Origin of the sequence: Sphingomonas mali NBRC 15500 (genome assembly GCF_001598415.1) — a bacterium.
GTDB lineage: Bacteria > Pseudomonadota > Alphaproteobacteria > Sphingomonadales > Sphingomonadaceae > Sphingomonas > Sphingomonas mali.
Genome location: NZ_BCYX01000032.1, coordinates 17,258 through 43,836 on the forward strand (window position 1 = coordinate 17,258; position 26,579 = coordinate 43,836).

28 protein-coding genes are annotated in these 26,579 nt (G+C 65.8%); 15 read left to right on the forward strand and 13 right to left on the reverse strand.

Annotated elements, in window-relative coordinates; all coding sequences use genetic code 11:
* Positions 1-23: 23 nt before the first annotated feature.
* Positions 24-1,889, reverse strand: a complete 1,866-nt coding sequence (locus SMA01S_RS18345) for a non-ribosomal peptide synthetase (RefSeq protein ID WP_066825801.1) — start codon at positions 1,887-1,889, stop codon at positions 24-26.
* Positions 1,890-2,053: 164 nt separating this feature from the next.
* On the opposite strand from SMA01S_RS18345, the gene SMA01S_RS18350 reads away from it, so the two are divergent.
* Positions 2,054-3,082, forward strand: a complete 1,029-nt coding sequence (locus SMA01S_RS18350) for an acyltransferase family protein (RefSeq protein ID WP_066825804.1) — start codon at positions 2,054-2,056, stop codon at positions 3,080-3,082.
* On the forward strand, positions 3,079-4,296 hold the full coding sequence (locus SMA01S_RS18355; protein WP_084250421.1) for an alpha/beta hydrolase: 1,218 nt from the start codon (positions 3,079-3,081) through the stop codon (positions 4,294-4,296). Before SMA01S_RS18350 ends, SMA01S_RS18355 begins: the two co-directional genes overlap by 4 nt.
* A gap of 74 nt (positions 4,297-4,370) precedes the next feature.
* Here SMA01S_RS18355 and maiA read toward each other — a convergent pair whose 3' ends face one another.
* The 5 genes from maiA to SMA01S_RS18380 all read right to left on the reverse strand — a co-directional run bounded on the left by maiA (position 4,371) and on the right by SMA01S_RS18380 (position 8,400).
* On the reverse strand, positions 4,371-5,000 hold the full coding sequence (maiA, locus tag SMA01S_RS18360; protein ID WP_084250422.1) for a maleylacetoacetate isomerase: 630 nt from the start codon (positions 4,998-5,000) through the stop codon (positions 4,371-4,373).
* The gene (locus tag SMA01S_RS18365; protein ID WP_066825810.1) at positions 4,997-6,085 is read right to left on the reverse strand and encodes an AI-2E family transporter; all 1,089 of its coding nucleotides are present in this window, start codon (positions 6,083-6,085) and stop codon (positions 4,997-4,999) included. The genes maiA and SMA01S_RS18365 overlap by 4 nt, the downstream gene beginning before the upstream one ends.
* Positions 6,085-7,095, reverse strand: a complete 1,011-nt coding sequence (gene lepB, locus SMA01S_RS18370) for a signal peptidase I (protein WP_066825814.1) — start codon at positions 7,093-7,095, stop codon at positions 6,085-6,087. The genes SMA01S_RS18365 and lepB overlap by 1 nt, the downstream gene beginning before the upstream one ends.
* Complete coding sequence (gene acpS, locus SMA01S_RS18375; protein WP_066825817.1) at positions 7,092-7,538, reverse strand: holo-ACP synthase; 447 nt, start codon at positions 7,536-7,538, stop codon at positions 7,092-7,094. The genes lepB and acpS overlap by 4 nt, the downstream gene beginning before the upstream one ends.
* Before the next feature lie 121 nt (positions 7,539-7,659).
* A complete protein-coding gene (locus tag SMA01S_RS18380; protein WP_066825820.1) occupies positions 7,660-8,400 on the reverse strand; it encodes a pyridoxine 5'-phosphate synthase in 741 nt (246 codons plus the stop codon).
* Between the two features lie 180 nt (positions 8,401-8,580).
* On the opposite strand from SMA01S_RS18380, the gene coxB reads away from it, so the two are divergent.
* From coxB to SMA01S_RS18425, 10 genes are all read left to right on the forward strand, one after another.
* A complete protein-coding gene (gene coxB, locus SMA01S_RS18385) occupies positions 8,581-9,717 on the forward strand; it encodes a cytochrome c oxidase subunit II (RefSeq protein WP_066825827.1) in 1,137 nt (378 codons plus the stop codon).
* Between the two features lie 4 nt (positions 9,718-9,721).
* Entirely contained in the window at positions 9,722-11,431 is a 1,710-nt protein-coding gene (gene ctaD / locus SMA01S_RS18390) for a cytochrome c oxidase subunit I (RefSeq protein ID WP_066825830.1), read from the forward strand.
* Positions 11,432-11,537: 106 nt separating this feature from the next.
* Entirely contained in the window at positions 11,538-12,434 is an 897-nt protein-coding gene (locus SMA01S_RS18395) for a heme o synthase (RefSeq protein WP_066825834.1), read from the forward strand.
* Entirely contained in the window at positions 12,431-12,565 is a 135-nt protein-coding gene (locus SMA01S_RS25315; RefSeq protein WP_281179196.1) for a cytochrome c oxidase system small membrane protein, read from the forward strand. The genes SMA01S_RS18395 and SMA01S_RS25315 overlap by 4 nt, the downstream gene beginning before the upstream one ends.
* Positions 12,565-13,104 carry a cytochrome c oxidase assembly protein gene (locus SMA01S_RS18400; protein ID WP_066825837.1) on the forward strand — a complete coding sequence of 180 codons (540 nt, stop codon included), beginning with the start codon at positions 12,565-12,567 and terminating at the stop codon, positions 13,102-13,104. Before SMA01S_RS25315 ends, SMA01S_RS18400 begins: the two co-directional genes overlap by 1 nt.
* A 33-nt stretch (positions 13,105-13,137) precedes the next feature.
* Positions 13,138-14,052, forward strand: a complete 915-nt coding sequence (locus tag SMA01S_RS18405; RefSeq protein WP_066825840.1) for a cytochrome c oxidase subunit 3 — start codon at positions 13,138-13,140, stop codon at positions 14,050-14,052.
* Positions 14,052-14,450 carry a DUF983 domain-containing protein gene (locus SMA01S_RS18410; protein WP_066825843.1) on the forward strand — a complete coding sequence of 133 codons (399 nt, stop codon included), beginning with the start codon at positions 14,052-14,054 and terminating at the stop codon, positions 14,448-14,450. Before SMA01S_RS18405 ends, SMA01S_RS18410 begins: the two co-directional genes overlap by 1 nt.
* Positions 14,447-15,055, forward strand: a complete 609-nt coding sequence (locus SMA01S_RS18415) for an SURF1 family protein (RefSeq protein WP_066825846.1) — start codon at positions 14,447-14,449, stop codon at positions 15,053-15,055. The genes SMA01S_RS18410 and SMA01S_RS18415 overlap by 4 nt, the downstream gene beginning before the upstream one ends.
* Before the next feature lie 2 nt (positions 15,056-15,057).
* A complete protein-coding gene (gene thrC, locus SMA01S_RS18420) occupies positions 15,058-16,455 on the forward strand; it encodes a threonine synthase (protein WP_066825849.1) in 1,398 nt (465 codons plus the stop codon).
* A gap of 112 nt (positions 16,456-16,567) precedes the next feature.
* Positions 16,568-17,437 carry a class I SAM-dependent methyltransferase gene (locus SMA01S_RS18425; protein ID WP_066825852.1) on the forward strand — a complete coding sequence of 290 codons (870 nt, stop codon included), beginning with the start codon at positions 16,568-16,570 and terminating at the stop codon, positions 17,435-17,437.
* A gap of 675 nt (positions 17,438-18,112) precedes the next feature.
* Here SMA01S_RS18425 and SMA01S_RS18430 read toward each other — a convergent pair.
* The gene (locus SMA01S_RS18430; protein ID WP_066825853.1) at positions 18,113-19,513 is read right to left on the reverse strand and encodes an amidase; all 1,401 of its coding nucleotides are present in this window, start codon (positions 19,511-19,513) and stop codon (positions 18,113-18,115) included.
* A gap of 190 nt (positions 19,514-19,703) precedes the next feature.
* Here SMA01S_RS18430 and SMA01S_RS18435 point away from each other — a divergent pair, with 190 nt between their 5' ends.
* On the forward strand, positions 19,704-20,843 hold the full coding sequence (locus tag SMA01S_RS18435) for a lipase family protein (RefSeq protein WP_066825856.1): 1,140 nt from the start codon (positions 19,704-19,706) through the stop codon (positions 20,841-20,843).
* A gap of 33 nt (positions 20,844-20,876) precedes the next feature.
* Here the strand turns inward: SMA01S_RS18435 and SMA01S_RS18440 are convergent, their stop codons facing one another.
* The 3 genes from SMA01S_RS18440 to SMA01S_RS18450 are packed head-to-tail and all read right to left on the reverse strand — an operon-like array spanning position 20,877 to position 22,521.
* Positions 20,877-21,524 (reverse strand): heme exporter protein CcmB, encoded by a 648-nt coding sequence (locus tag SMA01S_RS18440; protein ID WP_066825859.1) that lies wholly within the window; start codon positions 21,522-21,524, stop codon positions 20,877-20,879.
* A complete protein-coding gene (ccmA, locus tag SMA01S_RS18445; protein ID WP_066825862.1) occupies positions 21,521-22,120 on the reverse strand; it encodes a heme ABC exporter ATP-binding protein CcmA in 600 nt (199 codons plus the stop codon). Before ccmA ends, SMA01S_RS18440 begins: the two co-directional genes overlap by 4 nt.
* A complete protein-coding gene (locus tag SMA01S_RS18450) occupies positions 22,117-22,521 on the reverse strand; it encodes a metallopeptidase family protein (RefSeq protein WP_245649331.1) in 405 nt (134 codons plus the stop codon). Before SMA01S_RS18450 ends, ccmA begins: the two co-directional genes overlap by 4 nt.
* 52 nt (positions 22,522-22,573) lie before the next feature.
* Between SMA01S_RS18450 and SMA01S_RS18455 the strand changes: the two genes are divergently transcribed.
* On the forward strand, positions 22,574-22,864 hold the full coding sequence (locus tag SMA01S_RS18455; RefSeq protein WP_066825868.1) for a 4a-hydroxytetrahydrobiopterin dehydratase: 291 nt from the start codon (positions 22,574-22,576) through the stop codon (positions 22,862-22,864).
* A gap of 48 nt (positions 22,865-22,912) precedes the next feature.
* Here the strand turns inward: SMA01S_RS18455 and SMA01S_RS18460 are convergent, their stop codons facing one another.
* The 3 genes from SMA01S_RS18460 to SMA01S_RS18470 all read right to left on the reverse strand — a co-directional run bounded on the left by SMA01S_RS18460 (position 22,913) and on the right by SMA01S_RS18470 (position 25,631).
* Entirely contained in the window at positions 22,913-23,641 is a 729-nt protein-coding gene (locus SMA01S_RS18460; protein WP_169804272.1) for a glycosyltransferase family 2 protein, read from the reverse strand.
* A 157-nt stretch (positions 23,642-23,798) separates the two neighbouring features.
* A complete protein-coding gene (locus SMA01S_RS18465) occupies positions 23,799-24,719 on the reverse strand; it encodes a bifunctional helix-turn-helix transcriptional regulator/GNAT family N-acetyltransferase (RefSeq protein ID WP_066825873.1) in 921 nt (306 codons plus the stop codon).
* A gap of 114 nt (positions 24,720-24,833) precedes the next feature.
* Positions 24,834-25,631 carry an SDR family oxidoreductase gene (locus SMA01S_RS18470; protein WP_066825875.1) on the reverse strand — a complete coding sequence of 266 codons (798 nt, stop codon included), beginning with the start codon at positions 25,629-25,631 and terminating at the stop codon, positions 24,834-24,836.
* A gap of 149 nt (positions 25,632-25,780) precedes the next feature.
* On the opposite strand from SMA01S_RS18470, the gene SMA01S_RS18475 reads away from it, so the two are divergent.
* On the forward strand, positions 25,781-26,554 hold the full coding sequence (locus tag SMA01S_RS18475; protein ID WP_066825877.1) for an ATP-binding cassette domain-containing protein: 774 nt from the start codon (positions 25,781-25,783) through the stop codon (positions 26,552-26,554).
* Positions 26,555-26,579 lie beyond the last annotated feature (25 nt).

Sequence of the window (26,579 nt, forward strand, 5' to 3'; positions counted from 1 at the left end):
TCTGCGGCTCTCCGTTGGGCCGATTATTGCTGCGCGCGGGTGGCGGCTTCGTCGTCGTCCATCGCCTCGATCATCGCGAACACGATCTCCTCGATCCGCGCGGCGAGCTGGCGAATGGTCGGCGCCTGGAACAGGTCGCGCAGCGTGAGGTCGATGCCGAATGCCTCGCCCGCGCGCAGCACCACCTGGGTGCCGAGCAGCGAGTGGCCGCCGAGCAGGAAGAAATTGTCGTCGACCCCGACATTGCCGCGGCCCAGCACGCCTTCGAGGATCTCGGCGAGCTTCGCTTCGGCGGGCGTCTCGGGCGCGGCGAACCCGGCCGAGGCGAGCGCGTTGGCATCGCTCGGTTCGGGCAAGGCGCGCTTGTCGAGCTTGCCGTTGGGCGTCAGCGGCAAAGCGTCGATGCGGACGAACGCGCCGGGGATCATATATTCGGGCAAGGTCTTGCCGAGAAATTCGCGCAGCTCTTCGGCCGACAGCGAATCCTTCTCGACGACATAAGCGACCAGCATGTCACCGCCATCGGGCGACGGCGCCGCGATCACCGCGCCCGAGCGGACGCCGGGATGGGTGCGCAGGACACTCGCGGTTTCCTCGGGCTCGACGCGATGGCCGCGCACCTTGGCCTGGTCGTCGACGCGACCGTGGAAGGTGATCTGGCCGTCCGGGCGCCAGGCGGCGCGGTCGCCGGTGCGATAGAAGCGCTCGCCGTCGATCGTGACGAACGCGGCAGCGGTGAGATCGGGCTGGTGGCGATAGCCGCGCGCGACTTGCGGGCCGCCGATATAGATTTCGCCCTGCTCGCCATCGGCGACCGGTTTGCGCTCGCCGTCGAGGATGCGGATCGTGGTGCCCTTGATCGGATAGCCGATCGCGGGAAGGCCGGTCTCTTCATTGCCCGGCGGCACGATCGCCGAGGTCGCGACGACGGTGCATTCGGTCGGGCCGTAATTGTTGACCAGCGCGAAGGGCAGGCCTGGGCGCGGACGGCCGAGCAGGCGGTCGGCGCCGGTCAGGATGTAGCGCAGCTTGGTTCCCACTGCCCAATCGTCGCGGACCAGGTCCTGCGCGAGCGCGGTGGGCACGAACGCAACGGTAACGCCCTGGACGATCAGCCAGGCGCGCAGCCGTTCGTCGGAGGTACGGACGTCATCGGTCGCCAGCACGACCGATGCGCCGGCGCACAGATACGGCCATACTTCCCAGACCGAGGCGTCGAAGCCGAGGCCGGCGAGGTGGCTGCCGCGATCCTCGGCGGTGACGCCGAACGCTTCGTTGTGCCAGCCGATCAGCCAGGAGAGGTTGGCGTGCGTGACCTCGACGCCCTTGGGCTTGCCGGTCGTACCCGAGGTATAGATCACATAGGCCAGAGCATCGGGATCGTTGGGCGTCGTCGCGAGCGGCTCGGCATTAGCGAGCCCGGGGGCTTGCCAATCGAGCGTGACGACCGGCGTCGGGCTGTTTGGCACGCGCGCGGCGGTATCTGCGCGGCCGACGACGAGGGCGCAGGCGGCTTCCTCGACGATCGTCTGGAGGCGGCCGTCGGGCCAACTCGGATCGAGCGGGAGGTAGGCGGCACCCGCTTTCCAGGCGCCGAGCACGACGACCAATTGGTCGAACGAGCGTTCGAGGCACACGCCGACGAGCGATTCGCGACCGACACCGCGTGCCTGCAACCAGGCGGCGATACGGCTCGCCTGGGCGTCGAGTTCGGCATGGCTGAGCGTGCCGCACGGCGCGACCAGCGCGGTGGCATCGGGATGGCGCTTGGCGATCTCGGCGACGATATACGGCGTCGAGAAGGGCGGCGCGACGAAAGCGGCGACGCGGGTTGCCGGGGATTCGCCGCCCTGCGACGAATGGAGCGATGCGTTGTGCTGACTAGCCATAGGCTCGCGCTTAACTGATCAGTCGTTTTGAAATATTTAAAGCGGCGGCAACCTTCGCGTGCCCCGCGCTCGACGAGCGGCGGCGGAGAGATGCCGAGCAGTAAAAGCGGCGTTAACCATCGTCGCTCAACGGATCGAAACGCGTCCGGCGCAATATCCCGCTTATGGGGGAGGGCCTTCAGAACCGCGATGTCGCGTGGACATCACCCCCGCTGCGTGTCGATAAGCCGCGCGTTTCGGGAATCGACCTGTTTCGTGGCGCGCTGGTCGTCCTGGTCATTCTCGGGCATTTCGCCGAACTGAACCAACGCCACCATTTCCTGACCTGGTTCGGCATCGGCTTCCGGATGCCGCTGTTCATCGGGTTGACCGGCTATCTGTTCAACCTCGAACTCGCGCGCAGCCTGTCGTCGGCGGGGCTGCTGCGGAAATACTATAACCGCATGATCCTGCCGTGGATTGCCGCCTGTGCGGTGGCGGTGGTGATCACCGGCTCGATAGCCTGGTTCACTCCTTTCTATGCGGTGATCCGCCCGCCTTATCATTTGTGGTTCGTGCCGGTCATCCTGGCCTTCATGTTCGCGGCCAAATTGTGTCGCCTCGGTCCCGCGACGATGCTGGCGATCGCGATTCCGACCAGCATTGGCGCAATGTACCTGTTCGGCGTCGGGCACGACGTCTGGCAATTGGGCGCGTGGACGCCCGACCGGCGCTATTTCATCTATCCGATCTATTTCGCGCTGGGGATGTGGGTCGCGCGCCGCCCTGCGCCGACGCACGCATATCTGTTGCTGCTGGTCGCGTTCGCCGGGCTGCTGTGGTGGTCGCGCCTGTACGATCATCCTTCGACCGCGGCCGAAGCAGCCGCCGAACTGCTACTGTGCGTCCCGCTGATCGTCTTGTTTCCCTGGCTGCGGCGGATAAGGTTCGACGTCGCGCTGATCAGCGCGATCGGCCGGGACAGCCTATTCTTCTACCTTTGGCACCCGCTGGTGTTCGCTTTGTGGTCGGCCCGGGGATTTTCCGGGGCGCCGTTGCTGGCGCTGGCGGCCGGCACGACATTGGCGGCGTGGATGATGATCGCGCGCTTGCCCAATTTGTCGGGCGTGCTGGGCGTGCGGCCGGTCGCCTCGCCGGCTCACGCCGCCGCGACCAGAATGCCTGATGCCGCGACGCCCGAGAGCGCGGCATGAGCACTGCGTTCAGACTATGCCGTACCGGGATGATGACCATCGCCTGGATCATGGTGCTGCCGTGCCTGTTGATCCTGATCGGTGCGATCGTGCCTGTCGTCCCGTGGTTTCGCATCTACGCCTTGGGCGTCGTGCCCAACCACACGTCGTGGCTGTTCCTGTGGGGGATTGCAGCGTTGTTGATCGGGTTGCTGGCGAATTCGCTGTGCAAATCGAGGGCTGCGATCGCTCTCGTCGCGACCGCCGTCGTTACCATTTTCGCGACGACTTGGGCGATGCTCCACCTGCTCTATGTCGCGCAGGTCAACGGCGCGCGGATCAACGTCGTCCGGGCGCTCGAATTGCGCGAAGTGCGCGATGGCGCACGCCCGGACGAAAGCCGTATCTATTCGCGCCCGAGCGGCGAAGATCTCTGGCTCGACATCTACCATCCCGCGCGAACACCAGCCGGCACGTTGAGTCCGGTGCTGATCGCCGTGCATGGCGGCGGCTTCTTTCAGGGTAGCCGCTCATCGGGCGCCGGGAACCAGCGCTGGTTCGCCGACCATGGCTGGACCGTGATCAGCATCGACTATCGGCTGGCTAGAGCTGATCGGCCGACCTGGAATTTGGCGACGCGCGACGTGCAATGCGCGCTCGCCTGGACCGCCGCCAACGCGGCGGCGTTGCACATCGACCTCGATCGCGTGACGCTGACCGGCGGGTCGGCCGGGGGCAGCCTGGCGATGGCTGCCGGATATTTGGCCAATGCCAAGCGCACCGACCCGGAATGCGGCCCCGCCATTCCGCACATCGCGGTCGTGGTTGCCAAGGCGCCGCTGATCGACGTCATCGGGTCGTGGTATTATGAGAGCGAATTGCGTGACGAGCAGCGTTCGTACCTGACGCGCTATATCGGCGGATCGCCGCGCGATTATCCCGATCGTTATGCCGCGATCGATTTGCGCCATTTCCAATTTCCCAGCAATCCGCCGACGTTGATCCTGGGCGGCGCGTCCGATCCCTTGCTATCGGCGGAAGCGGGGGGGGATTTCGTGCGGAAGGGGAAAGCCGCCGGGCTCGATGTCCGGCAGATCCTGTTCCCCTATTCGGGGCACGATTTCAACACGACCTATAACAGCATCACCAACCAGGCGATGCGGCAGATCATCGCGCAGTTCATCGTCGACCACGGCGCGGGGCCGAAGCTGCCCGGGCTGACGTTCGCGGACTAACCCGGCACATTTATTCCCGGATAGGCCGGATCGCTTCTGAACGCGGTCGAGCGCCGACCGATCGATCGACATGCTCAGTCGGCGGGCTTGAACCGGTCCGGGTGTGCCGCGGCGACCATGTCGACCGCGGTCAGGCGAGCGTCGATTTCCACTAGGCGGGGGAAAGCGCCGAGCGGCGTGTCCAGCCGCCGGGCATTGTACATCTGGGGCACCAGACAGACGTCGGACAAATCGGGCACCGCGCCGCCCAGGAACGCGTCGGCACCCGCCATGGCCTCCAGCGCGGTGAAGCCCTCGACGATCCAATGGCGGTACCAATCATCGCGTGCCGCCTGGTCGACGCCCATCTCGCTCAACCGGCGCAGGACGCGCAGATTGTCGACCGGGTGGATGTCGGCGGCGATGACCAGCGCGCGCTGCAGGGTCATGGCGCGTGCGAACGCGTCGGCCGGGATCAGCCGCGGTTCGGGAAAGCGCGCGTCGAGATAGTCGATGATCGCCAGGCTCTGGCCGATCACATGCCCGTCGATCTCGAGCGTCGGGACCAGTCCCTGTGGATTGACCGCGAGATTTGCCGGTGAAACGTGCTCGCGCTTGAGCAGATTGACGTCGTGGCGCTCATAGTCGACCCGCTTCATCGCCAACGCGATGCGCACGCGATAGCTTGCCGACGAGCGCCAATAATCGTGCAGCCTGATCGTCACAGCATGCCCATGCCGGCGGCGGCGGCTTCGGCATCCTCCTCGGCGGTGCGTTCCGAATTGCGCTCGAGCGCGACCTTGATCATCGCGGTCAGCGGGTCGGCGAGCGCCAACCCGAGTACACCGAACAGGGTCGAGGCGAGAATCTGCATCGACAAGGTCAGTGCCGGGGGCAGATCGACCGTGCGCCGCGCGACCAGCGGAATCACCACCCAGCCGTCGAAGGTCTGAACGACGAAATAGATCAGGATGGCGGTCAGCCCTTTGTCCATTCCCGCGCTGAACCCGACCGAGACCATCAGCACGCCGCTGACGAACGCGCCGATATTGGGAATGAAGGCGAGCATGCCGGTGATGATGCCGAGCACCAGCGCCATCGGGATGCCGAACAGGCTGAGCGCGATCCACGTCACCACGCCTTCGAACGCCATGCCCGCCAGCCGCCCGGCAAGCAGGCGCCGGAGCTGTTTCGCCATCCGCCCCAGCGTGATCGAGAATTCGCCGCGATAGTCACTCGGCACCATCCATTGCAGTCCGCGATCGTAAATCCTGGGCTCCATCGCGACGAAAAGTCCGATGATCATGATCATGAACAAGGTGGTGACCGCGCCCAGCGCGGTGCCGATCCAACTGGTCAGCTTGCCGACCGACCCCAAGGCCTGTTGCGCGAGGCCCTTGAGGTCCTCGGCTCCGGGCAGGATGCCTTGCGCGGCCGCCCATTGCGACAGCCGGTCCGCCTGGACCTCCAACGTCGTCTGGAGCTGTTGGAACTGGATCACCACGCCGGCGCCCGTCTTGTAAAAGACGAGTCCGATGAAGGCGATCGTCAGGATGACGACGATCAGCAGCCGCCAGCCGCGCGCAATCGGCAGGACGCGGCCCAGCAGGCGTACGCCGCCGTCGAGCATCGAGGCGAATACCAGCCCCGCCAGGATGATCAGGATCGGCTGGATCAGGATCACCACCAGCGCCATCGTCGCGGCGAGCCCGAGCCACACCGCCGCTCGCTTCAACTCGCGGCGCATCTCGGGATCGCGCATCTCGTTGGGACTGGGCTCGGCGACCAGCCTGGAGGTATCGTCAGCCATTATTTATCCCGTGCGGGATGGAGCGAGGTGCCCGCGCGGCCGCCCCGCAGTCCGCCCCACCAGGTCAGCGGGTTCCAAGTCGCCTTGCCGTTCTTTGAAAAGGTGATGAACTCGGCGCGGCCGCCGATATATTCCCAGGGGACCGGGCCGCCCAGGCCGTCCTGGTCGAGCGCGATGCGGCTGTCGGCCGAGCGTTCGCGATTGTCGCCCATCAGGAAGACATGGTCGGGCGGGACCGTGCGCGGGCCGTAATTGTCGCCTTCATAATAGTTCGGATCGCTGCCCGGCGTGCTGCGGCTGAGATCGACCGTTTCGAAGCTCCGCCCGTTGGGCAGGGTCTCGCGGACCAGCGGCAACCGGCAGAAATGCTTGTTCGCGGGACCCTGCAGGCCACCGGGGATGTCGCAGGTCGTGCCATATTCCTGACCGGTCAGCGCCACGCCGCCATAATCGGGAAGATCGACATAATGGAGCGGACCGCGCTTCACCGGCACGTTGTTGATGAACACGACGCCGTTGCGCACTTCGATGCGATCGCCCGGCAGGCCGATCACGCGCTTGATATAATCGCTATTGCGTCCCGGGGGCGTGACGATGACGACATCGCCGCGTTCGGGCATGCGGCCGAACAGCCGGCCCTTGATGAACGGCAATTGCACGCCCCAGCTTTCCTGCGGTTTGTGCTCGACCAGATCGCGCCACATCGCGACGGGATTGGGCAAAGTGGGCGAGATGAACGACCAGCCATAGGCATATTTGGCGACGACCAGCTGATCGCCGACCTCGAGCCCCGGCAGCATCGATTCGGACGGGATGTAGAAAGGCTTGGCGATGAAGCTGTGGAAACCGAGCACGGCGAGGATCAGCCAGAAGATGCCGGCAATCTCTTTCCAGACGGCGTGCGCGCGCGCGCCCCATTTGTCCGCGGGTGCGGGCGCAGGCGTCGCGGTCTCGGGCGGTGCCGCCACGGGGTCGAATTTTCCGTCGTTCAACGCCAACTCGTCACTCATTCGTCATTCCCGATACCATGTCCCGGCCCGATAGCATCATCCACGGCCGGCCGCGCCTCGATCACCACGAAGGCCTGCGCCCAGGGATGATCGTCGGTTAGTGTTACATGTATATAAGACACGTGGCCAGCCGGCGTGATCGCGTCGAGTCGCGCTTTCGCGCCGCCGGTCAGTGCCAGGGTCGGCGCCCCCGATCGCGCGTTGACCACGCCGATGTCGCGCATGAACACGCCGGCCTTGAACCCGGTGCCGATCGCCTTGGAAAAGGCCTCCTTGGCGGCGAAGCGCTTGGCCAATGTTCCAGCCTTGGTGAACGGACGGCGATTCGCCTTGGCGCGCTCGACGTCGGTGAACACGCGATTCTCGAATCGTTCGCCGAATCGATCGAGCGAATTCTGGATCCGCTCGATGTTACACAGGTCGGAGCCCAGGCCGATGATCATGTTTTTTTGTCCGCTGCCGCGGAAGCGGTGCCGGCCCGCACCCCCGCCCGGCCGCCCATAGGGTACCATGACTGGGCGGCCGGGCGGGGGTGCGGGCCGGCACCGTGCGCTTCAACGCACATTAACGCGCCTCATCCATCAGCGCGCGCATCCGACGCACCACCGGTGCCAAGCCATCGAATATCGCCTCGCCGATCAGGAAATGGCCGATATTGAGTTCGCGGATCTGGGCGATCGCGGCGATCGGCACGACATTGTCGAAAGTCAGGCCGTGCCCGGCATGGGCTTCGATCCCGTTCTTGGCGGCGAGCGCCGCGGCATCGGCGATTCGGCGGAGCTCGATGGCGCGTTCTTCGCCGTCCAGTTCGCAATAGCGGCCGGTATGGATCTCGACCACCGGGGCGCCGAGGCTCAGCGCCGCCTCGATCTGGCGCGGGTCGGGCTCGATGAACAAGGAGACGCGGATATTGGCCGCGCCCAGCGCGCGGACCATCGGTGCCAGGTGATTGTGCTGGCCCGCGGCGTCGAGTCCGCCTTCGGTGGTGCGCTCCTCGCGCTTTTCGGGGACGATGCACGCGGCGTGCGGGCGATGACGCAACGCTATCTCGAGCATCTCGTCGGTCGCGGCCATTTCGAGGTTGAGCGGGATCGGGAGTTCGGCGGATAGCCGCGCGATATCCTGGTCGGTGATATGGCGGCGGTCCTCGCGCAGATGCGCGGTGATGCCGTCGGCGCCCGCATCTGCCGCGAGCAAGGCGGCGCGCACGGGGTCGGGATAGCCGGAGCCGCGCGCGTTACGGACGGTCGCGACATGGTCGATATTGACGCCCAGGCGCAGGCGTTCAGGAGGGGAACCGCTCATCTGGCGCCCCAGATACGGGCCCGGTTCGAGGCGCGCAACGTCATGTCTCTGCGAAAATCGACTCCCGCGCTTGAAGATTGCGATGCGGGCGGCGTATAGGCCCGGGCCAGACGGGCCAAGTCCGCGACTTTACCGGGCCGCTGCGGCGGCTCAATTGCTTGAACGGGGTGACGCGACAATATGCGCTTTATCGGTGTGAAAACTGCGATGCTGGCGGCGGGGCTGATGCTCGCCGGCGCCGGCCAGGCCGCGCCACAGGCGCCCACGGCGCCGCCGCCCGCCACCGCCGCGACTCCGGCAGCGCCGACGACGGCCGCGCCGGCAGCGACCACGACCGCCGCAAGCGGGGCCAAAGCGACTCCGGCCGCGGCGACACCGGCCGCGAACGATCCGCTGCTGTCGATGGACGGCGCGCCGCCGATGAAACCGACTGCCGGTATCGGCCAGCCGGTCGATGGCGAGATCGGCCTGCAGCCGCAGGTGACGAAGAATGGCGAGCGCGCCGCCTGGTTCCACAACGGCCCGCTGCTCTGGACGATCACGATCATCTCGGCGTTCGTGCTGGCGCTGCTGCTCTGGGTGATCGTGCGCTATAACCGCCGGTCCAACCCGGTGCCGTCCAAGACCGCGCACAACACGATGATCGAGGTCGTGTGGACCTTGCTCCCGGTTGTTATCCTGGTGCTGCTGGCGATCCCGTCGATCGGCCTGCTCCAGGCGCAATTCGCCCCGCCGCCGAAGAGCGCCATCACGCTCAAGGTCACCGGCAACCAATGGTATTGGACCTACAGCTACCCGGACAATGGCGGGTTCGAGATCACGTCCAACCTGCTCAAGGAAAAGGACGAGGTCTCCCCGGGCGAACGCGCCCGTACCGACGATGACGGGCCCCGCCTGCTGGCGGTCGACAATCGCGTCGTGCTGCCGGTCGGCGTGCCGATCCGCCTGATCACTACCTCGGCCGACGTCATCCACAGCTGGGCGATGCCGGCATTCTGGATCAAGCTCGATGCGGTCCCCGGCCGCCTCAACGAGACCAGCTTCACGATCGAGAAGCCGGGCCTCTATTTCGGCCAGTGCTCGGAATTGTGCGGTCCCAAGCATGCTTACATGCCGATCGCGGTCGAAGCGGTTCCGCTCGACCTCTACAACAAGTGGGTAGTCGCCAAGGGTGGCAAGGTCGCCGGTGCGGCCGACCCCGCCGCCGCGCCGGCCGCTGCCAATGCGTCGGCTCCGGTGGATGCCAACGCCGCCGCGCCCGCGGACAATATGACCGCCCCCGACAATGCCGCTGCCGGCAATTCGACTGGACAGTAAGACAATGAGCGATATCGCCCTCACGCCCAACGCCTTCGAGGCGCATCATGGCGGCCACGAGCATCATCACGACGCGGACCACAAGCCGGGTTTCTTCGCCCGCTGGTTCATGTCGACCAACCACAAGGATATCGGGACGCTGTACCTGATCTTCGCGATCACCGCGGGGATCATCGGTGGCGCGATTTCGGGTCTGATGCGCGCCGAATTGATGCATCCGGGCATCCAGTATCTTGGCCAATGGGCCAATACGCTCAACCACATCCGTGGCGGCGGCGACGTCAACATGGACCAGGCGCGCCATCTGTGGAACGTGCTGGTCACCGCGCACGGCCTGATCATGGTGTTCTTCATGGTCATGCCGGCGATGATCGGCGGGTTCGGCAATTGGTTCGTGCCGCTGATGATCGGCGCGCCGGACATGGCGTTCCCGCGCATGAACAATATCTCGTTCTGGCTGCTGATCCCCAGCTTCACCCTGCTGCTCGCCTCGCCCTTCTTCGGCGGTGCGGACGGCGGCGCGGGTACCGGCTGGACGGTCTACGCCCCGCTATCGACCCAGGAGGCCGGACCATCGGTCGATATGGCGATCCTGTCGTTGCACCTGGCAGGCGCGAGCTCGATCCTCGGCGCGATCAACTTCATCACCACGATCTTCAACATGCGCGCGCCGGGCATGACGCTGCACAAGATGCCGCTGTTCGTGTGGTCGGTGCTGGTCACTGCCTTCCTGCTGCTGCTGGCGCTGCCGGTGCTCGCCGCGGCGATCACCATGCTGCTGACCGACCGTAACTTCGGCACGACCTTCTTCCAGGCCGAAGGCGGCGGTGACCCGATCCTCTATCAGCATCTGTTCTGGTTCTTCGGTCACCCCGAAGTGTACATCATGATCCTGCCGGGCTTCGGCATGATCAGCCAGATCATCGCGACCTTCTCCAAGAAGCCGGTGTTCGGTTATCTCGGCATGGCATACGCCATGGTCGCGATCGGCGTGGTCGGGTTCATCGTGTGGGCGCACCACATGTTCACCACCGGCCTCAGCGTGAACACCAAGATGTACTTCACCGCAGCGACGATGGTGATCGCGGTGCCGACCGGTATCAAGATCTTCTCCTGGATCGCGACGATGTGGGGCGGCTCGCTCACCTTCAAGACCCCGATGGTCTGGGCGATGGGCTTCATCTTCATGTTCACCGTCGGCGGCGTGACCGGCGTCGTGCTCGCCAATGGCGGCGTCGACGATTACATGCAGGACACCTATTACGTGGTGGCGCACTTCCACTACGTGCTCAGCCTCGGCGCGGTGTTCTCGCTGTTCGCGGGCTTCTATTACTGGTTCCCGAAGATGTCGGGCCGGATGTACAATGAGTTCCTCGGCCATCTGCACTTCTGGGTATTCTTCATCGGCGTGAACGTGCTGTTCTTCCCGATGCACTTCCTCGGGCTGCAGGGCATGCCGCGGCGCTATCCGGACTATCCGAACGCGTTCGAGCATTTCAACACGGTCGCGACCGTGGGTTATATGATCATGATCGCGGGCATGGGCGTGTTCTTCGTCAACCTGATCTGGTCGCTGATCGCGGGCAAGAAGGCGCCCGACAATCCCTGGGGCGAAGGTGCGACGACGCTCGAGTGGACCTTGTCGAGCCCGCCGCCGTTCCACCAGTTCGAGACGCTGCCGGTGATAGACGCGGGTGATTCCCATCATCATTGATCGGCATTGATCCGGCAACGAAACGCCCCGGAAGTTTCCGGGGCGTTTTCGTTTCGGACGAACGGCTTTGCATGCCGCCGCGAGCCGCCTATAGGCCCCTCAACCCATGACCACCGAGACCATCGCCCTTCCTGCCGACTGGCGCGATTTCCTGGCGCTGACCAAGCCCCGGGTGATGACGCTCGTCGTCTTCACCGGCCTGTGCGGCATGCTTGCGGCGCCGGTCGCGATCAACCCGGTGATCGGTTTCACCGCGATCCTGTGCATTGCGCTCGGCGCGGGTGCGGCGGGGGCGCTCAACCAATGGTATGAAGCCGATATCGACGCCAAGATGAAGCGCACGCGCGGGCGACCGCTGCCGGCCGGGCGGATGAGCCGCGAATCGGCACTCCATTTCGGCGTCGGGCTGGGCGTCTTCTCGGTGCTGCTGATGGGCCTCGCGACCAATTTGCTCGCGGCGGGCATCTTGGCGGCATCGATCCTGTTCTACGTCTTCATCTACACGATCTGGCTCAAGCCCCGGACGCCGCAGAATATCGTCATCGGCGGTGCGGCAGGGGCCTTCCCGCCGCTGATCGGCTGGGCAGCGGCAACGGGCAGTCTCGCGCCATTGCCGCTGCTGTTGTTCGCGCTCGTGTTCCTGTGGACGCCGCCGCATTTCTGGGCGCTCGCGTTGTTCGTGAAGACCGATTACGCCAATGCCGGCATCCCGATGCTGCCGGTAGTCGCGGGCGAGCGGCCGACTCGCCTCCAGATCGGACTCTATACCATCCCGATGGCGGTCGCCGCGGTGGCGCCGTGGCCGCTCGGCCTGACGGGTGCGATCTACGGCTGGGTGGCCGTGGTGGCGACGGCGTGGTTCGCGCTGCTCACCGCTCAGGTCACGTTCCGCACGACGGGTGCCGACGACCGCATGCGTCCCGAAAAGCGCTTGTTCGCTTATTCGATCGCCTATCTCTTCATCCTGTTCGGTGCGGTCGTCGCCGACCGGTGGCTCGCATGACCCCCGACCAACAGCGACTCGCGGCGCAGCGCCGTAATGCGCGCGCGCTGGCGCTGGTGCTCGGTGTGTTGGTGATCCTGATCTTCGCGCTGGCGATCGCGAAGATCGGGCTTGGTTGGGCGCAAGGGTGATGACGATGAAGCGGACGACGCGTACAGCGCTTCTGGCCGTGATCGGCGTATGCTGCTCGACCGGCCTCGCCTGGGCCAGCGTACCGCTCTATCGCATGTTCTGCCAGGCGACGGGGCTCAATGGTACCACCGGGCGCGCGCTGCGCGCACCGGGAGCGGTCGACGGCAAGGTCACGGTCGCGTTCGACACCAACGTCGCGCCGGGCTTCAAATGGAATTTCAAGCCCGAGAACGAGTCGGAAACGATCGATATCGGCGCGCGCGACATGGCGTTCTTCGATGCGACCAACACGTCCAGCCAGACGCTGACCGGCACCGCCACGTTCAACGTCACCCCGGCGCAAGCGGGAATCTATTTCAAGAAGATCCAGTGCTTCTGCTTCACCCAGCAGACGCTCAAGCCCGGCGAGACGCAGCGCATGCCGGTAATCTTCTTCGTCGATCCGGCGATCCTCAAGGACCCGGATGCGCGCGATATCCAGACCATCACGCTCAGCTATACGTTTTACCCGGTAGATTCCGCGAAAACGCCAAGCTAGAGGCTTACCAGAACACGTCTAACGGGGACCGACATGGCCGGCGCCAAGAACCACGATTACCATATCCTGCAACCCGATCCCTGGCCGCTGATCGGCGCGATGTCCGCGCTGGCGCTGGCCTCGGGCGGCATCATGTGGATGAAGGGCGCGCATTACGGCTCGCTGCTGTTCGGGTTCGGCCTGATCTGCGTGCTGTTCACGATGTTCTCCTGGTGGTCCAACGTCATCAAGGAAGCGCATCAGGGCGATCATACTCCGGTGGTTCAGCTCCATCTGCGCTACGGCATGGTGCTGTTCATCGCGTCCGAAGTGATGTTCTTCGTCGGCTGGTTCTGGGCGTTCTTCGACTTCTCTCTGTTCCCGGCGCCGGTCGTTTGGGACGCGGCGAGCAAGACCGCGAGCCTCGCGACGGAGAATATCGCCGCCGCCTCGGTCTGGCCGCCCAAGGGCATCGAGGTCATCAACGCCTTCCAGTTCCCGCTGCTCAACACGATCATCCTGCTGCTGTCGGGCACCACGGTGACTTGGGCGCACCATGCGCTGATCCACAATCAGCGCGGCGGTGCGATGAAGGGGCTGTGGGGCCTGATCGGCGTCGGCGAAAATGACGGCGTGAAGAAGGGCTTGTGGCTGACGATCGTGCTCGGCGTGCTGTTCAGCTCGATCCAGGCGTACGAATATTCGGAAGCGCCGTTCCCGTTCAAGGGCCTGAACTATGGCGCGTCGTTCTTCATGGCGACCGGTTTCCACGGCTTCCACGTGCTGATCGGCACGATCTTCCTGACCGTGAACCTGATCCGCGCGTACAAGGGCGACTTCACCCCGAAACAGCATTTCGGCTTCGAGGCGGCTGCCTGGTACTGGCATTTCGTCGACGTGGTGTGGCTGTTCCTGTTCATCACGATCTACGTCTGGGGCGGCTGGGGCGCACCCGTCCACGCCGGCTGATGAGCGACGCGCGACCCGACGCGGGCCCAGCGCCCGCCGAGGTCGCGCCGGTTCAGGTCGCGCTGAAGGGTCTGTGCCCGCGATGCGGCAAGCCGACCCTGTTCGCCAGCTGGATACGATTCGCCGATAGCTGCCGCGCCTGCGGGCTCGACTTTTCGGCGTTCAACGTCGGCGACGGCCCGGCCGCATTGCTGATCCTGGTTCTGGGCGGTGCGATCGTGGCGGCGGCAATCACGCTCGAATTGTCGGTGTCGCCGCCCTTCTGGGTCCATCTGCTGATCTGGATTCCGGTGACCGCGATCGCCGTGCTGGGGGCATTGCGCATTTCGAAGGCAGGGTTGCTCGCGCTCGAATATCGCAACAAGGCGCGTGAATATCGCCATGAGGATCCGCGATGAAGCGTTTGCCTATCGTCGCGACCGTGCTTGTCGCCCTGGCCGTGACCGCGATGGTGGCGCTGGGGTTCTGGCAATTGCAGCGCCGCGGGCAGAAGCTCGCCGAGTTGCGCGTGCTCGCCGCCAATCCGTCCAAGCCGCCGATCGCCTTCCCGATCCCGGCGATCGGCGACGATCTACTGTTCCGCCGCGCCGGCGCCTTCTGCCTGAAGCCGGTCAGCTTCGCGCTTGATGGTGCGGGCAAGGCCGGGTTCCGGGTCATCGCGCGTTGCGCGACCGGGGCGGAGGGGCCCGGTTTCTCGGTCCAACTCGGCACGACGCACGATCCGGAGTTCAAGCCCAGATGGACCGGCGGCAAGGTCAATGGAATGATCACACACGCGCCGTCGGGGGTACCGCTCATCGCGATGCTCTTCGGCAAATCGCCGCCCAAGGAGTTGATGCTGGTCACCGACGCTCCCGCGCCGGGATTGAGCGCCAATGAGACGCCCAGCATCGAGTCGATTCCGAACAACCATCTCGCTTACGCGGTACAATGGTTCCTTTTCGCCGGGATCGCGGTGATCATCTATCTGCTGGCGCTGCGCCGCCGCGCACGTAAGGGGTAAGCATGCACTATGTGAGTACGCGCGGGGCCGCGCCCGCGCTCGGTTTTCGTGAGGTGACGCTGGCCGGGCTGGCGAATGACGGCGGGCTGTACGTCCCCGAAACGTGGCCGACATTGAGCCGCGACGAGATCGCCGGGCTAGCTGGCCTGTCTTATGTCGAGACCGCGGTCAGGGTGATGGCGCCGTTCGTCGGCGACGCGCTGAGCGAGGATGAACTCCGGTCGCTCTGTACCCAGGCCTATGGCCGCTTCTCGCACGATGCGGTGACGCCGCTCGTGCAGCTCGACCACCGGCATTGGCTGCTCGAACTGTTCCACGGGCCGACCTTGGCGTTCAAGGATGTCGCGCTGCAGCTGTTGGGGCTGTTGTTCGAACGGTTCCTGGCGGGCACCGACCAGAAGCTGACCATCGTCGGCGCGACCAGCGGCGATACCGGATCGGCGGCGATCGATGCGGTCGCGGGCCGCACCGGGGTCGAGATCTTCATGCTCCACCCCAAGGGACGGGTGTCTGACGTTCAGCGCCGTCAGATGACCACGGTATTCGCGCCCAACGTCCACAATATCGCGATCGAGGGCAGTTTCGACGACGCCCAGGCGATGGTGAAGGCGATGTTCAACGCCAATGCCGCCGGGACAGGGCCGCTCGGCCATTTGACCCTGTCCGCGGTCAACTCGATCAACTGGGCGCGGCTGATGGCGCAGGTGGTCTATTATTTCTACGCCGCCGTCCGGCTCGGCGCTCCCGAGCGTGCGATCGCTTTCTCGGTGCCGACGGGCAATTTCGGCGACGTGTTCGCCGGCTATGTCGCGGCGAAGATGGGGCTGCCGGTCGCCAGGCTGATCGTCGCGACCAACGTCAACGATATCCTTCACCGCGCGCTGTCGAGCGGCGACTATTCGGCAGCCGGGGTGGTAGCGACTCCGACCCCGTCGATGGACATCCAGGTCAGTTCGAATTTCGAGCGGTTGCTATTCGACGTCGGCGGCCGCGATGGTGCGGCGCTGGCGGCGCAGATGGCGGGATTCGAAGCATCGAAGGCGATGCGGCTGACCAACCGCCAGCGCGAGGGCGCGGCGGAGCTGTTCTCGAGCGCGCGGATCGACCTCGACGACATGTCGCTGGCGATGCGCTGGGCGTGCGAGCGGGCAGGCCAGGTGATCGATCCGCATACCGCGATCGGGCTAGGCGCTGCGCGGCAATCGGATATCGACGCGCCGATCGTCACGCTGGCGACCGCGCACCCGGCCAAGTTCGGCGACGCGGTCGAGCGCGCGACCGGCGTTCGTCCGATGCTGCCGGCGCGGGTCGGCGATCTGTTCGATCGCGAGGAGCGGTATGAGACCTTGCCGGCGACGTTCGAGGCGGTGACCGCGTACATTGCTGAGACGGCCGCTTGATGAACAGACCCTCACCCTTCCGGCGCTTCGCGCCTCCCTCCCTCTCCCGCATGCGGGAGAGGGAAAGAGCGCCGAAGGCGCGAAAGGGTGAGGGCATGTCGAGGGTTCGCCTGTGAACCTGGACACCATGATTGGCGAGCGCTGGGCGGACTACGGGCTGGTCGACTCCGGCCATGGCCGCAAGCTCGAGCGCTATGGCCGCTTCCGCTTCATTCGCCCCGAGCCGCAGGCGATGTGGGCGCCGGCCAATGCCGACTGGAAAGCCGATGCCGAGTTCATCCCCGGATCGGACGAGGAAGGCGGCGGGCGCTGGCAATATAGCGGCCAGGTGCCGCGCGACGGCTGGCCGATGAAATGGGACGACGTCGCCTTCACCGCGCAGACCACGCCGTTTCGGCATCTCGGCTTCTTCCCCGACATGGCGCCGGTGTGGAGCTGGATGCGCGAGCGGCTGGCGGGAGTCGACGAGGCCGAGGCGCTCAACCTGTTCGGCTATACCGGCGTCGGCACGCTGGCATTGGCGTCCAAGGGCGTGAAGATGGTCCATGTCGACGCCTCGAAGAAATCGGTCGAAGGCGCGCGGGCGAATGCGCGCCTGGCGGGACTCGACGACCGGCCGGTACGCTGGATGGTCGACGACGCGACCAAATTCGCCGCGCGCGAGGTGCGGCGCGGCCGGCGTTACGACGGCATCCTGCTCGATCCGCCCAAATTCGGCCGTGGGCCGGAAGGTGAAGTGTGGCGGCTGGAAGAAGGGCTGCCCGGGCTGATCCAGGATTGCCGGCAATTGCTCGACGAGAGGTCGCGATTCCTGTTCCTGACCGTTTACGCCGTGCGCATGTCGGCGCTGGCGATCGGTGAACTGGTGAGCCAGGCTTTCGCCGATCTGCCCGGCACGGTCGAGGCAGGCGAACTCGCGGTGCGCGAGGAGGCGCGCGGCCTGTTGTTGCCGACCGCGATCTGGGCGCGATGGAGCCGCTAGCGGCGACGTGGGAGTAGCGGGTCGGCTGCGAATGCGACATCCGCTGGATAACTTATCCAGACGAGCTTTCGTCCATCGGGATGCGTCCAGAAATAGACGACCCAAAGGCTGCCTGCTTTGGGCGCGGGGCGTCCATCGTCGCATGCCGAGGAACCCCAGCCTCGATCGAACCGGACTTGGTTTTTAATGTAGGTGCCGCTGAGGACGTTTTGGGTCGTTGCCGATGCCTGCCAGGGATGGGAATCGCCGGAAGCCGCCCTCGTGTAATGCGCCTCGTCGACACGAACGAGGGCGATCGCTGAAAAGATGTTGCGGCTATGGCCTAAGGCAAGTCGCTCGGTTGGCGGGCTATTAGTCCGGCAGGCCTGGGCGGGAGTCGCTGCGCAGGCCATCATCGATGCAGCTACTGCCATTCGCAAAACCGCCACCTCATGCCCTCCTTGCCGTTCCGCGAATCTAGGGCGTCGAACGGGAACGGTAGGTTAACGGCCGGCGCTTAGCGCGAAAATCGCCAAACGGCAGGCCTGCCCGGGCTGATCCAGGATTGCCGCAATTGTTGGACGACCTTTCGCGCTTTTGTTCGTGACGGTTACGCCGTGCGCCGACCGCGATCTGGGCGCGCTGGAGCCGGTAAGCGGCCGACGCTGTTAAGTCGATCTCTGCCGGCCTTGGGAATCAGGATAGAATTGGTGGTCGCCGTCCTGTCCAGGGTCTCGCTTCCTCCAGTTCGAACGCCAATTCCAGCAAGGCCGCTTCACCACCGACCGGGGCGCCGAACTGCGCGCCGATCGGCAGGCCCGCCGCCGACCACGCGCCGGGTACGCTCATCGCCGGCGCGCCGACCACATTGTACGGCGTCGTATAGCCGACATAGCGGGTGAGCCGCTCCGCCATCGTCTCGACGGGCAAGTCGGGGGCGAGCCAGCCGATCTCGGGCGGCGGGAGCGAGAGGACCGGCGACAGGATCATGTCGAACTGCGTCAGCCAGGCATCATAGACGCCGCGAAGCGAAGTGAGATAGGCGACGGCCTGGTCGACCGCGCGTTCCGGTGCGCTGGCGATGATCGCCGCCATGGCGAGACTGAAGGGTTCGACATCGTCGATTCCCGGCGGGTGGCCGAGCCGCCGGCCATCCTCGGCGAGCAGATTGGCGGCCCCTTGCGACCACGTGAGCAGAAAAGCATCCGACATGCCGACGATCGCCGCTGGCCAGGCGGTCGGTTCGACCTTGTGGCCAAGATCGCCGAGCAGCGCGGCCATGCCCTCGATCGCGGTCGCAACCTCGGGGTCGGGTGATTGGCCGGATACGCTGTCGAGGACCAGGCCGATGCGCAGCCGCCGAGCCGATGGCCCGCCAATCTGCCCGACTGGGGGCAGGCCGGAATCCTTTGCCTCAACTGCGGCGAGCAAGGCGGCGCTGTCGCGAACGCTGCGCGACACGCATAATTGAACGCTCAGCGGCATCGGGAAATGTCCGGGATCGGTCGCCAAGGTGCGGTCGCGCGACGTCTTGAGCCCGAACAGGCCGCAGCAGGACGCCGGGATACGGATCGAGCCGCCGCCATCGCTGGCATGCGCGAACGGTATGACATGGGCGGCGGTTGCCGACGCCGCCCCGCCCGACGATCCGCCTGCCGACCGTGTCCGATCCCAGGGATTGCGCGTCGGCCCGAAGGCCAGTGGCTCGGTGGTCGGCAGGAAGCCATGTTCCGGCGTCGCGCTCTTGCCGATCGGATTGAGCCCGGTCGCCAGCATGCCGTCGATCAGCGGCGCTTGCCGGGTCGCCGCCGCCACCCCGGCCGTCGCGCGGGTTCCCAGCCGCGTCGGCAGCCCAACCAAATCGTCCAGGTCCTTGATGAGGAACGGTACGCCGGCGAACGCGCCATCGCCGAGCGGCCCGCGCGCCCGCTGGCGAGCCCGCTCGAAATCGTCGGTCACCAGGAAATTGAGTTTCGGGTCTAGCGCTTCGGCGCGCGCAATCGCCGCATCGACGACTTCGATCGGCGACACCGCCCCGGATCGAATCGCCGCGGCGGTCGCGGTCGCATCCCAATCGGCCATGTCCGTCGTGATCATGCCGGCTCCACTCCTTTATCGTTATCGGGATGTGTGGCGCGGATCGGTAGAGCAGGCAATGAGGCCGCTACCCGGTTTCGGCAGCGCGGCGTCGTTCGCGCACCGAATGGGACCAGCCTCCGCGCAGCGTACCGTTTTCCCCCGCCAACCTGACGTGTTATCCTTCGCCCGCCTTGCGGGGAGCAGCCCAATGCATCGGTTCCTGAATATTTCGATCATGCTGATGGCGGTAGCCTTTGCCGTCATTCCCCGCGCAGCTGTCGCCCAGCGCGTCGGCACGCTCATCAATGCGCAACCCGTCGACGACGCCCCCGCCAATGTACGGGCCTGGCGAATCGAATATTGGACCAGCGGCGATCGCAACCAGCCGATCCGGGTGACGGGCATGGTCATCGCCCCCAGGGACCGCTCCCCTGCCGGTCCGCGGCGCGTGATCGCCTGGACGCACGGCCTGATCGGTATCGCAAAGCGTTGCGCGCCTTCCCTGGGCAACACCAACTTCACGCTGATCCCGGCGCTCGATGACGTCGTCCGCCGCGGCTATACGGTGGTCGCGCCCGATTATCCGGGGCTTGGGTCCGACATGGTCCATCCCGTGCTGGTCGGTACCAGCGAGGGCAAGTCGACGCTCGACGCGGTCCGTGCCGCGCGCGGCATTCCGGAAGCCGATGCGGGGTCGCGCTTCGCCGTCTGGGGCGAATCCCAGGGCGGCCATGCCGCCTTGTGGACCGGGCAGCTTTGGTCGAGCTACGCTCCCGACCTGCACCTCGTCGGGATCGCGGCGATCGTGCCGCCGACCGACCTGCACCGCAATTTCAAGGAAGGCAGCGACGCCCGCGTGCGCGCCTTGTTGACCGCTTATACCGCGACGAGCTGGTCGCGTTATTTTGGCGCCCCGATGTCGACCCTGGGACCGCGATCGGTCCAGAACGTGATGACCCGGCTGGCTGACAATAATTGCGTCAACTTCGACGCCAAGCCCAAGCTCGGCACCATCATCGGTATCGTCATCGCCCAGCGCGCGATCCGCAATCTCGACCTCGGCGCGAAACAGCCCTGGGGACGGTTGATGCGCGAGAACAGCCCGTCTGCCGCCGCCATCAAGGTGCCGGCGCTGATCGCGACGGGGACCGGTGACACGATTGTCGCGCCGGCCGTGGTGCGCGATTTCGCGCGCGCCGCCTGTGCCTCGGGCAAGACGGTGCGCTTCATCTCGGTACAGGGGGGCGAACACGGCACCGTCGCCCGCACCGAGGCACAGGCGACACTTGGCTGGATCGATGCGCGCTTCGCGGGCGGGCGCGCGCCGAGCAATTGCGGGTCGTTCTGAGCGGCCGGCGGACGTCAGCGACTAGCGCACCGCTCAGTCCAGTCCGGCGCGGATCGCCGCGCCGGCGACGAACGGCGCTCCCGCGACCAGCATCAGGCTGACTGCCGCCAGCAGCTTGAGCGCGCCGACGCCGCCCTCGAGGCTGCCGGCGCCGAAGATCAGCAACGGCACCGCGAGTGGCAGCAGCAGCAGCCCGGCGATCGCGCCGGCGCCGCGCAGCCCCGCGACCAACGCGCCGGTCGCCAGCGCGAGCGCGGCGAGGCCGGGGGTGCCGATCAGCAGGCCGATCTCGACCCGGACCAGCGTCTCTGTGGAGAGGTCGAGCAACGCCGCGGCGGGGAGCGCCGCGAGCAGGATCGGCGGGGCGAAGGCGAGCCAGTGCGCGATCAGCTTGGCGAAGGCGATCGTGGCGGCGGACTGGCCGCGCGTCAGTAACTGGTCAATTACCCCGCTTGCCATGTCCGGCGCGACGAGGCGTTCGATCGGGATCAGCGCCGCGAGCAGCGCCGCCGCCCACAACACGCCGCCGCCGACGCGTGCGAGCAGCTTGGCATCGGGGCCGATCGCGAAGGGAAACAGGATCGCGACGAGCAGGAAGAACGCGACCGGCAGCAATGCCCCGCCGCCGATCCAGGCGCGGCGCAGATCGCGGGCGATGAGGATAGCGAGGGCCGAACTCATACTGCCCGTTCCAACAGAGGCAGATGCTCCGAAAGATCGATCGCGGCGGCGTCAGGCAGCGCGATCGGGGTGTGACTCGCCACCAGGACGGCGCCGCCCGACGCCCGATGCGTGGCGATCGCCGTTTCGAGCAGGCGCAACGCCGCCGTGTCGAGCCCATTGGCAGGCTCGTCGAGCAGCCAGAGCGGTGCGCGGCTCGCCATGACGCGCGCGATCGCGGCGCGGCGCCGCTGGCCGGTCGAGAGCAAGCGAATCGGGATGTCGGCGAGGTCGCTGAGCGCAAGCGCGTCGAGCGCGGCTGCGACATTGTCCGCTGCTCGGTCGAGACGTGCCCAGAAAGCGAGCGCGCGAACCAGCGGCAATTCCTCGTCGAGCGAGGCCTGGTCGGTCAGGAGGGCGCGGGGGACGTCACCGGTGATGCGGCCGGCGGCTGGAAAAAGTAGCCCGGCGGCGAGGCGGATCAGGCTCGACTTGCCAACGCCGTTGGGACCGGTGACGAGCGCTGCGCCACCCTGTTCCAACGCGAAGGACAGGCCCTCGAACAGCGCCCGTCCCCCACGAACGCAGGTGAGGGCGTCGAACGCAATCAGGGTCACGCCTCGTCCTCGAGCCGGTGCATGTCGTCGTCGCTCAGGCCGAAATGATGCCCGACTTCGTGGATCACGATATGGCGAACCAACGTCGCCAGATCCTCGCCATCCTCGATCCATTCGTCGAGGATCGCGCGGCGACAGAGATGGATGCGGTCGGGCACCGCGCCCGATTCCATCGACGATTTCTCGCCGATCGGGCGGCCATGATAGACGCCCGTCAGATCGAACGGGCTTTCGATATCGAGCGCTTTCAGCGTCTCGTCATCGGCGAAATCCTCGACGATCAGCACGATCTCGCCGAGATGGCGGCGAAACTCGTCGGGCAACGCCGCGAGCGTGCGGCGCGCGATCGCCTCGATCTCCTGTGCGCTTGGCGCGACACGTGCGCCCTCTTGCCCGCTCATGACGAGCGGCATAGGCCGTTATCCATCGCGGCGGCAAGCAAGGGAGAAAGCGATGGTCGAACAACTGAGCGACGAGGAACGCGGCGAGGCGCTCGATGAACTCGACGAATGGGATTATGACGAGGGCCGCGATGCGATCAGCCGCAGCATCACCTTTGCCGATTTCAGCGAAGCGTTCGCGTTCATGACGCGAGTCGCGCTGTTGGCCGAAAAGCACGACCACCATCCCGAATGGTCGAACGTGTGGAACCGCGTCGACATCACGCTGACCACGCACGACGCCGGCGGACTGTCGCACCGCGACATCGCGATGGCCGAGGCGATCGACTTATTGGTGGATTAGGGCTGCGGGCGACCGGATGAGGCCAGGCTTAATCGACGAGTCCGCCCTCTAGCGCACGTCCTCATAGCCCTTGGTGGCGGGCTTGCCGCGGAAGACGATCGAGAAATAATTGAGGAAATAGATCCCGGCGATCTTGGCGAAGCCCTGTTTCTTCATCCGCCGTCCCGAGGTGGGCATCACGAAGCGTGGCGAGAACAGCACCTTGCCCTGTCGCTTGGCGCGCTTGGCGATGTCGACATCCTCGCCATAGAATTCGATCGAGCTGTCGAAGCCGCCCATCCGCTCGAGCACGTCGCGCGGGATGGCGAAATTGCCGCCGACCATCATATAGCCGGTAATGCTGTAGAGCGGCCGCGCGGCGACGAACCAGCCGCTCGAGACCCTGTTGCGCAAGCCGCTAAGGTCGTAGAAGCTGTAGGGCCCGGACAGGCAGGCCAGGTCCTTGCGCCTCTCGAACTGCTCCCAGATCTGTTCGATCCAGCCCGCCGGCGGGTGCGTGTCGGCATCGACATAGGCCAGGATATCGCCGGTCGCCTCGAGGAAGCCGCGTTGGCGCGCCCGGGTGATGCCCTTTTCGGCCTCGAACACATAGGTCACGCCCGGATAGCGCTCGATCACTTGCCGGGTGCGGTCGGTGCTGTTGTTGTCGACGACGATGATTTCCGCCGCCTTGCCGGCGACGTTGCGCATCACCGCGTCCAGGCAGGCGGGAAGATATTCCTCCTCGTTATAGGCGGGGATGATAAGGCTGATGGTCGGCCTTCGCTCTTGGGTCACGCCGGGCATAAATTCGCTAGTGCCGCAATATCCGCTTCCTGGCCAGAGCAAGAGCGAACGCACCGAATTCGGGGTTGTTCATCGGGTCAGCTCCCGCTCCCGATCCCGCGCCATATCTATCTTGCGAGGAGCGCCATAAGCCGCGTCCGGCGCGTCGTCAAAGCGTCAGCGACCAGGTCTGGCCGACCAGGTCCTTGCCGAACGAATGGTGCGGCGTTTCGTCCACCAACACGAAACCGGCTCGCTCGTATATCCGGCGCGCGGCGGACAGGACGCTGTTGGTCCAGAGTTCGAGCCGCTTGTATCCGACCGCGCGCGCATGATCGACGCACGCAGCAACCAGCATCTTGCCGACTCCCGCGCCGCGCGCGTCGCGCTCGACATAGAGCAGGCGCAATTTCCCCACATCCGGCTCATTGCCATGAACCAGGAAGATCGAGCCCGCCATCCGCCCGTCCATCTCCGCGATCCACGCGGCGTCGCGTTCGGGATCGAATGACTGATGAAAGTCGGCGAGGATGCGCGCGACCAGTGCTTCATAATCGCCGTTCCAGCCATATTCTTCCGCATAGAGAATCGCCTGCCGAGCGATCACCAGACCGAGATCGCCGGGCTTCAGCCCGCGCAGCACGGGCCGGGATGCCGCTTCCTCCTCGAATATCCCCGTTATTGTCTTGGCGGCGGAGAGCAGGCGCCCGCGCCGGAAGGGCGGCAATCCATCGAGCAGCGCACCGACCGCGCGTCGCGTATTGCCTTCCAGCGCGGCGAAGGCGGTTCGGCCCGGTTCGGTGAGCGACAGCAATTGGTGGCGGCCATGCGATGGGTCGTCGCGCGCCGCGACCAGGCCGCGATTGACGAACCGGCTGATCGTGCGGCTGATCTGCGCCGGGTCCAGGCGCAGCGCGCGGGCGATTTCCGCCGCGGTTGGATCGGTTCGGTTGGCCAGTTCGTAGAGGATCCGCGCTTCGCTCAAGGTGAACGGGCTCTGGTCGAGATGCGCGTCGAGCAGCCCCAACTGCGCGGTATAGATGCGATTGAAGCCGCGCAGCGCGGCCACATCCTGCTCGTGTCGATCCATCAGTCGCGCAACTCGCTATGTTGATGGAATCAACATTATCGCATGATGACTGAGTCAACAATGCCTCAGTGGCGTAGTCCGAAATGTCGACAGGATCGAAGGGTTTGCCGTGGGCTAATCCCGGCTGGCGATCCCGCGCCGCATCATCTTTCTGAGCTGGCCTGGCATCCAGCGCGCGGCGAATTTCATCCGGAACGCGGTCTTGCCGACATAGGTGTGGACGGCGTCGCCATGGACCGCGTTCCACGCGGCATCGGCGACATCGGCGGCGCTGCTCAGTTCGAGCCCGGCCGCGGTCACCGACTCGCGGATATTGCGGTTGCTGCCCTCGATCGGACCCTGGAGCAAAGGCGTGTCGATGAAGGCCGGGACGAGGTCGCGAACCTTGATGCCGTCGCCATACCATTCGCCGTCGAGCGCCTCGGTCAGCGAGCGGACGCCGAACTTGGTCGCCGAATAGACCGACAGGCCGGCCGATCCGTAGATCGCCGAGGCCGAGGCGGTGTTGAGCAGGCAGGATCCCGGCGTCTTCGCCAGATAGGCATGGCCGATCTTGGCGCCGTTGAGCACACCGACCAGGTTGATCTGGACGACGCGGTCGAGATCCTCGAAGCTCATCTCGGCGATCGGACCGCCGGTCCCGATCCCGGCATTGTTGAACAGCACGTCGAGCCGGCCACCGGTCTTCGACGTGAAATCGTCGAGATCGTTCTTCCACGACTCGCGGTCGCGCACGTCCATGATGTAGGTGTCGCTCATGCCCGCGGGCAGCAAGGCGGCGGTCTCGGTCAGCCCCTTGGCGTTGACGTCGGCGAGTCCGACGCGCCAGCCCTCGCGCGCGAAACGCTGGGCGACCGCGCGCCCGATGCCCGACCCGCCGCCGGTGATGAAGATTGCTTTCGTATCCACCATCGCTCCCCTCGATTTCGTCATGCCGGACTTGTTCCGGCATCCAACCATCCTCAAGCCGTAGGCTTGCGGTACGTTGGACCCCGGAACAAGTCCGGGGTGACGAATTTTGGCGGTTTGACCGTATCGCCAAGCTCCCGCACAACGGCGCCGTGAGCACGCAGGGCCCTTCTGTCGAACTGAGCGGCGTGACCAAGACCTATCCCGGCGGCACCACCGCCGTCGACGAGGTGACGGTCGAGATCGCCGGCGGCAGCTTCGTCGCCTTGGTCGGCAGTTCGGGGTCGGGCAAATCGACCTTGCTCAAGATGATCAATCGGCTGATCGAGCCAAGCGCGGGCAGCGTCGCGATCGACGGGCAGGCGGTGGATGCGGAGGATCGCTTCCGGCTGCGGCGGCGGATCGGCTATGTCTTCCAGAATATCGGGCTGTTCCCGCATCTGACGGTTGCCGAGAATGTCGCGATCGGGCTCAGGCTCGAGGGGGAAAAGAACCCGCGCGCACGCGTCGCCGAACTGCTCGGACTGGTCGATCTGCCGGCCGACTTCGCCGCTCGGATGCCCGATGCCTTGTCGGGCGGTCAACGCCAGCGCGTCGGCGTGGCGCGCGCGTTGGCAACCGAGCCGCGCCTGCTGTTGATGGACGAGCCATTCGGCGCACTCGATCCGGTCACGCGCGACCAATTGGGCGGCGCGATCCGCGCGCTGCATGATCGGCTGGGGCTGACCACGATCATGGTGACGCATGACATGGCCGAGGCGCTGCTGCTCGCCGACCGCGTGCTGGTGATGGACAAGGGGCGGATCGTTGCCGATGCGCCGCCGCGTGCGTTGCTGGCCGGCGAGGGCGGTGCGGTGGCGCAGGCGCTGGTCGCGGTGCCGCGCGAGCAGATGAAACGGCTCGGTGCGTTGGAGGCGGGGGCGTGAGGGGCTGTCCCAAAATCCTCCCCGG

Excerpts from the sequence above, each read along its gene's own strand:
- SMA01S_RS18345 (WP_066825801.1), bottom strand. The coding sequence starts at position 1,889 with ATGGCTAGTCAGCACAACGCATCGCTCCATTCGTCGCAGGGCGGCGAA.
- SMA01S_RS18350 (WP_066825804.1), top strand. The coding sequence starts at position 2,054 with ATGGGGGAGGGCCTTCAGAACCGCGATGTCGCGTGGACATCACCCCCG.
- SMA01S_RS18355 (WP_084250421.1), top strand. The coding sequence starts at position 3,079 with ATGAGCACTGCGTTCAGACTATGCCGTACCGGGATGATGACCATCGCC.
- SMA01S_RS18365 (WP_066825810.1), bottom strand. The coding sequence starts at position 6,085 with ATGGCTGACGATACCTCCAGGCTGGTCGCCGAGCCCAGTCCCAACGAG.
- lepB (WP_066825814.1), bottom strand. The coding sequence starts at position 7,095 with ATGAGTGACGAGTTGGCGTTGAACGACGGAAAATTCGACCCCGTGGCG.
- acpS (WP_066825817.1), bottom strand. The coding sequence starts at position 7,538 with ATGATCATCGGCCTGGGCTCCGACCTGTGTAACATCGAGCGGATCCAG.
- SMA01S_RS18380 (WP_066825820.1), bottom strand. The coding sequence starts at position 8,400 with ATGAGCGGTTCCCCTCCTGAACGCCTGCGCCTGGGCGTCAATATCGAC.
- coxB (WP_066825827.1), top strand. The coding sequence starts at position 8,581 with ATGCGCTTTATCGGTGTGAAAACTGCGATGCTGGCGGCGGGGCTGATG.
- ctaD (WP_066825830.1), top strand. The coding sequence starts at position 9,722 with ATGAGCGATATCGCCCTCACGCCCAACGCCTTCGAGGCGCATCATGGC.
- SMA01S_RS18395 (WP_066825834.1), top strand. The coding sequence starts at position 11,538 with ATGACCACCGAGACCATCGCCCTTCCTGCCGACTGGCGCGATTTCCTG.
- SMA01S_RS25315 (WP_281179196.1), top strand. The coding sequence starts at position 12,431 with ATGACCCCCGACCAACAGCGACTCGCGGCGCAGCGCCGTAATGCGCGC.
- SMA01S_RS18400 (WP_066825837.1), top strand. The coding sequence starts at position 12,565 with ATGACGATGAAGCGGACGACGCGTACAGCGCTTCTGGCCGTGATCGGC.
- SMA01S_RS18405 (WP_066825840.1), top strand. The coding sequence starts at position 13,138 with ATGGCCGGCGCCAAGAACCACGATTACCATATCCTGCAACCCGATCCC.
- SMA01S_RS18410 (WP_066825843.1), top strand. The coding sequence starts at position 14,052 with ATGAGCGACGCGCGACCCGACGCGGGCCCAGCGCCCGCCGAGGTCGCG.
- SMA01S_RS18415 (WP_066825846.1), top strand. The coding sequence starts at position 14,447 with ATGAAGCGTTTGCCTATCGTCGCGACCGTGCTTGTCGCCCTGGCCGTG.
- thrC (WP_066825849.1), top strand. The coding sequence starts at position 15,058 with ATGCACTATGTGAGTACGCGCGGGGCCGCGCCCGCGCTCGGTTTTCGT.
- SMA01S_RS18430 (WP_066825853.1), bottom strand. The coding sequence starts at position 19,513 with ATGATCACGACGGACATGGCCGATTGGGATGCGACCGCGACCGCCGCG.
- SMA01S_RS18435 (WP_066825856.1), top strand. The coding sequence starts at position 19,704 with ATGCATCGGTTCCTGAATATTTCGATCATGCTGATGGCGGTAGCCTTT.
- SMA01S_RS18440 (WP_066825859.1), bottom strand. The coding sequence starts at position 21,524 with ATGAGTTCGGCCCTCGCTATCCTCATCGCCCGCGATCTGCGCCGCGCC.
- SMA01S_RS18450 (WP_245649331.1), bottom strand. The coding sequence starts at position 22,521 with ATGAGCGGGCAAGAGGGCGCACGTGTCGCGCCAAGCGCACAGGAGATC.
- SMA01S_RS18455 (WP_066825868.1), top strand. The coding sequence starts at position 22,574 with ATGGTCGAACAACTGAGCGACGAGGAACGCGGCGAGGCGCTCGATGAA.
- SMA01S_RS18465 (WP_066825873.1), bottom strand. The coding sequence starts at position 24,719 with ATGGATCGACACGAGCAGGATGTGGCCGCGCTGCGCGGCTTCAATCGC.
- SMA01S_RS18470 (WP_066825875.1), bottom strand. The coding sequence starts at position 25,631 with ATGGTGGATACGAAAGCAATCTTCATCACCGGCGGCGGGTCGGGCATC.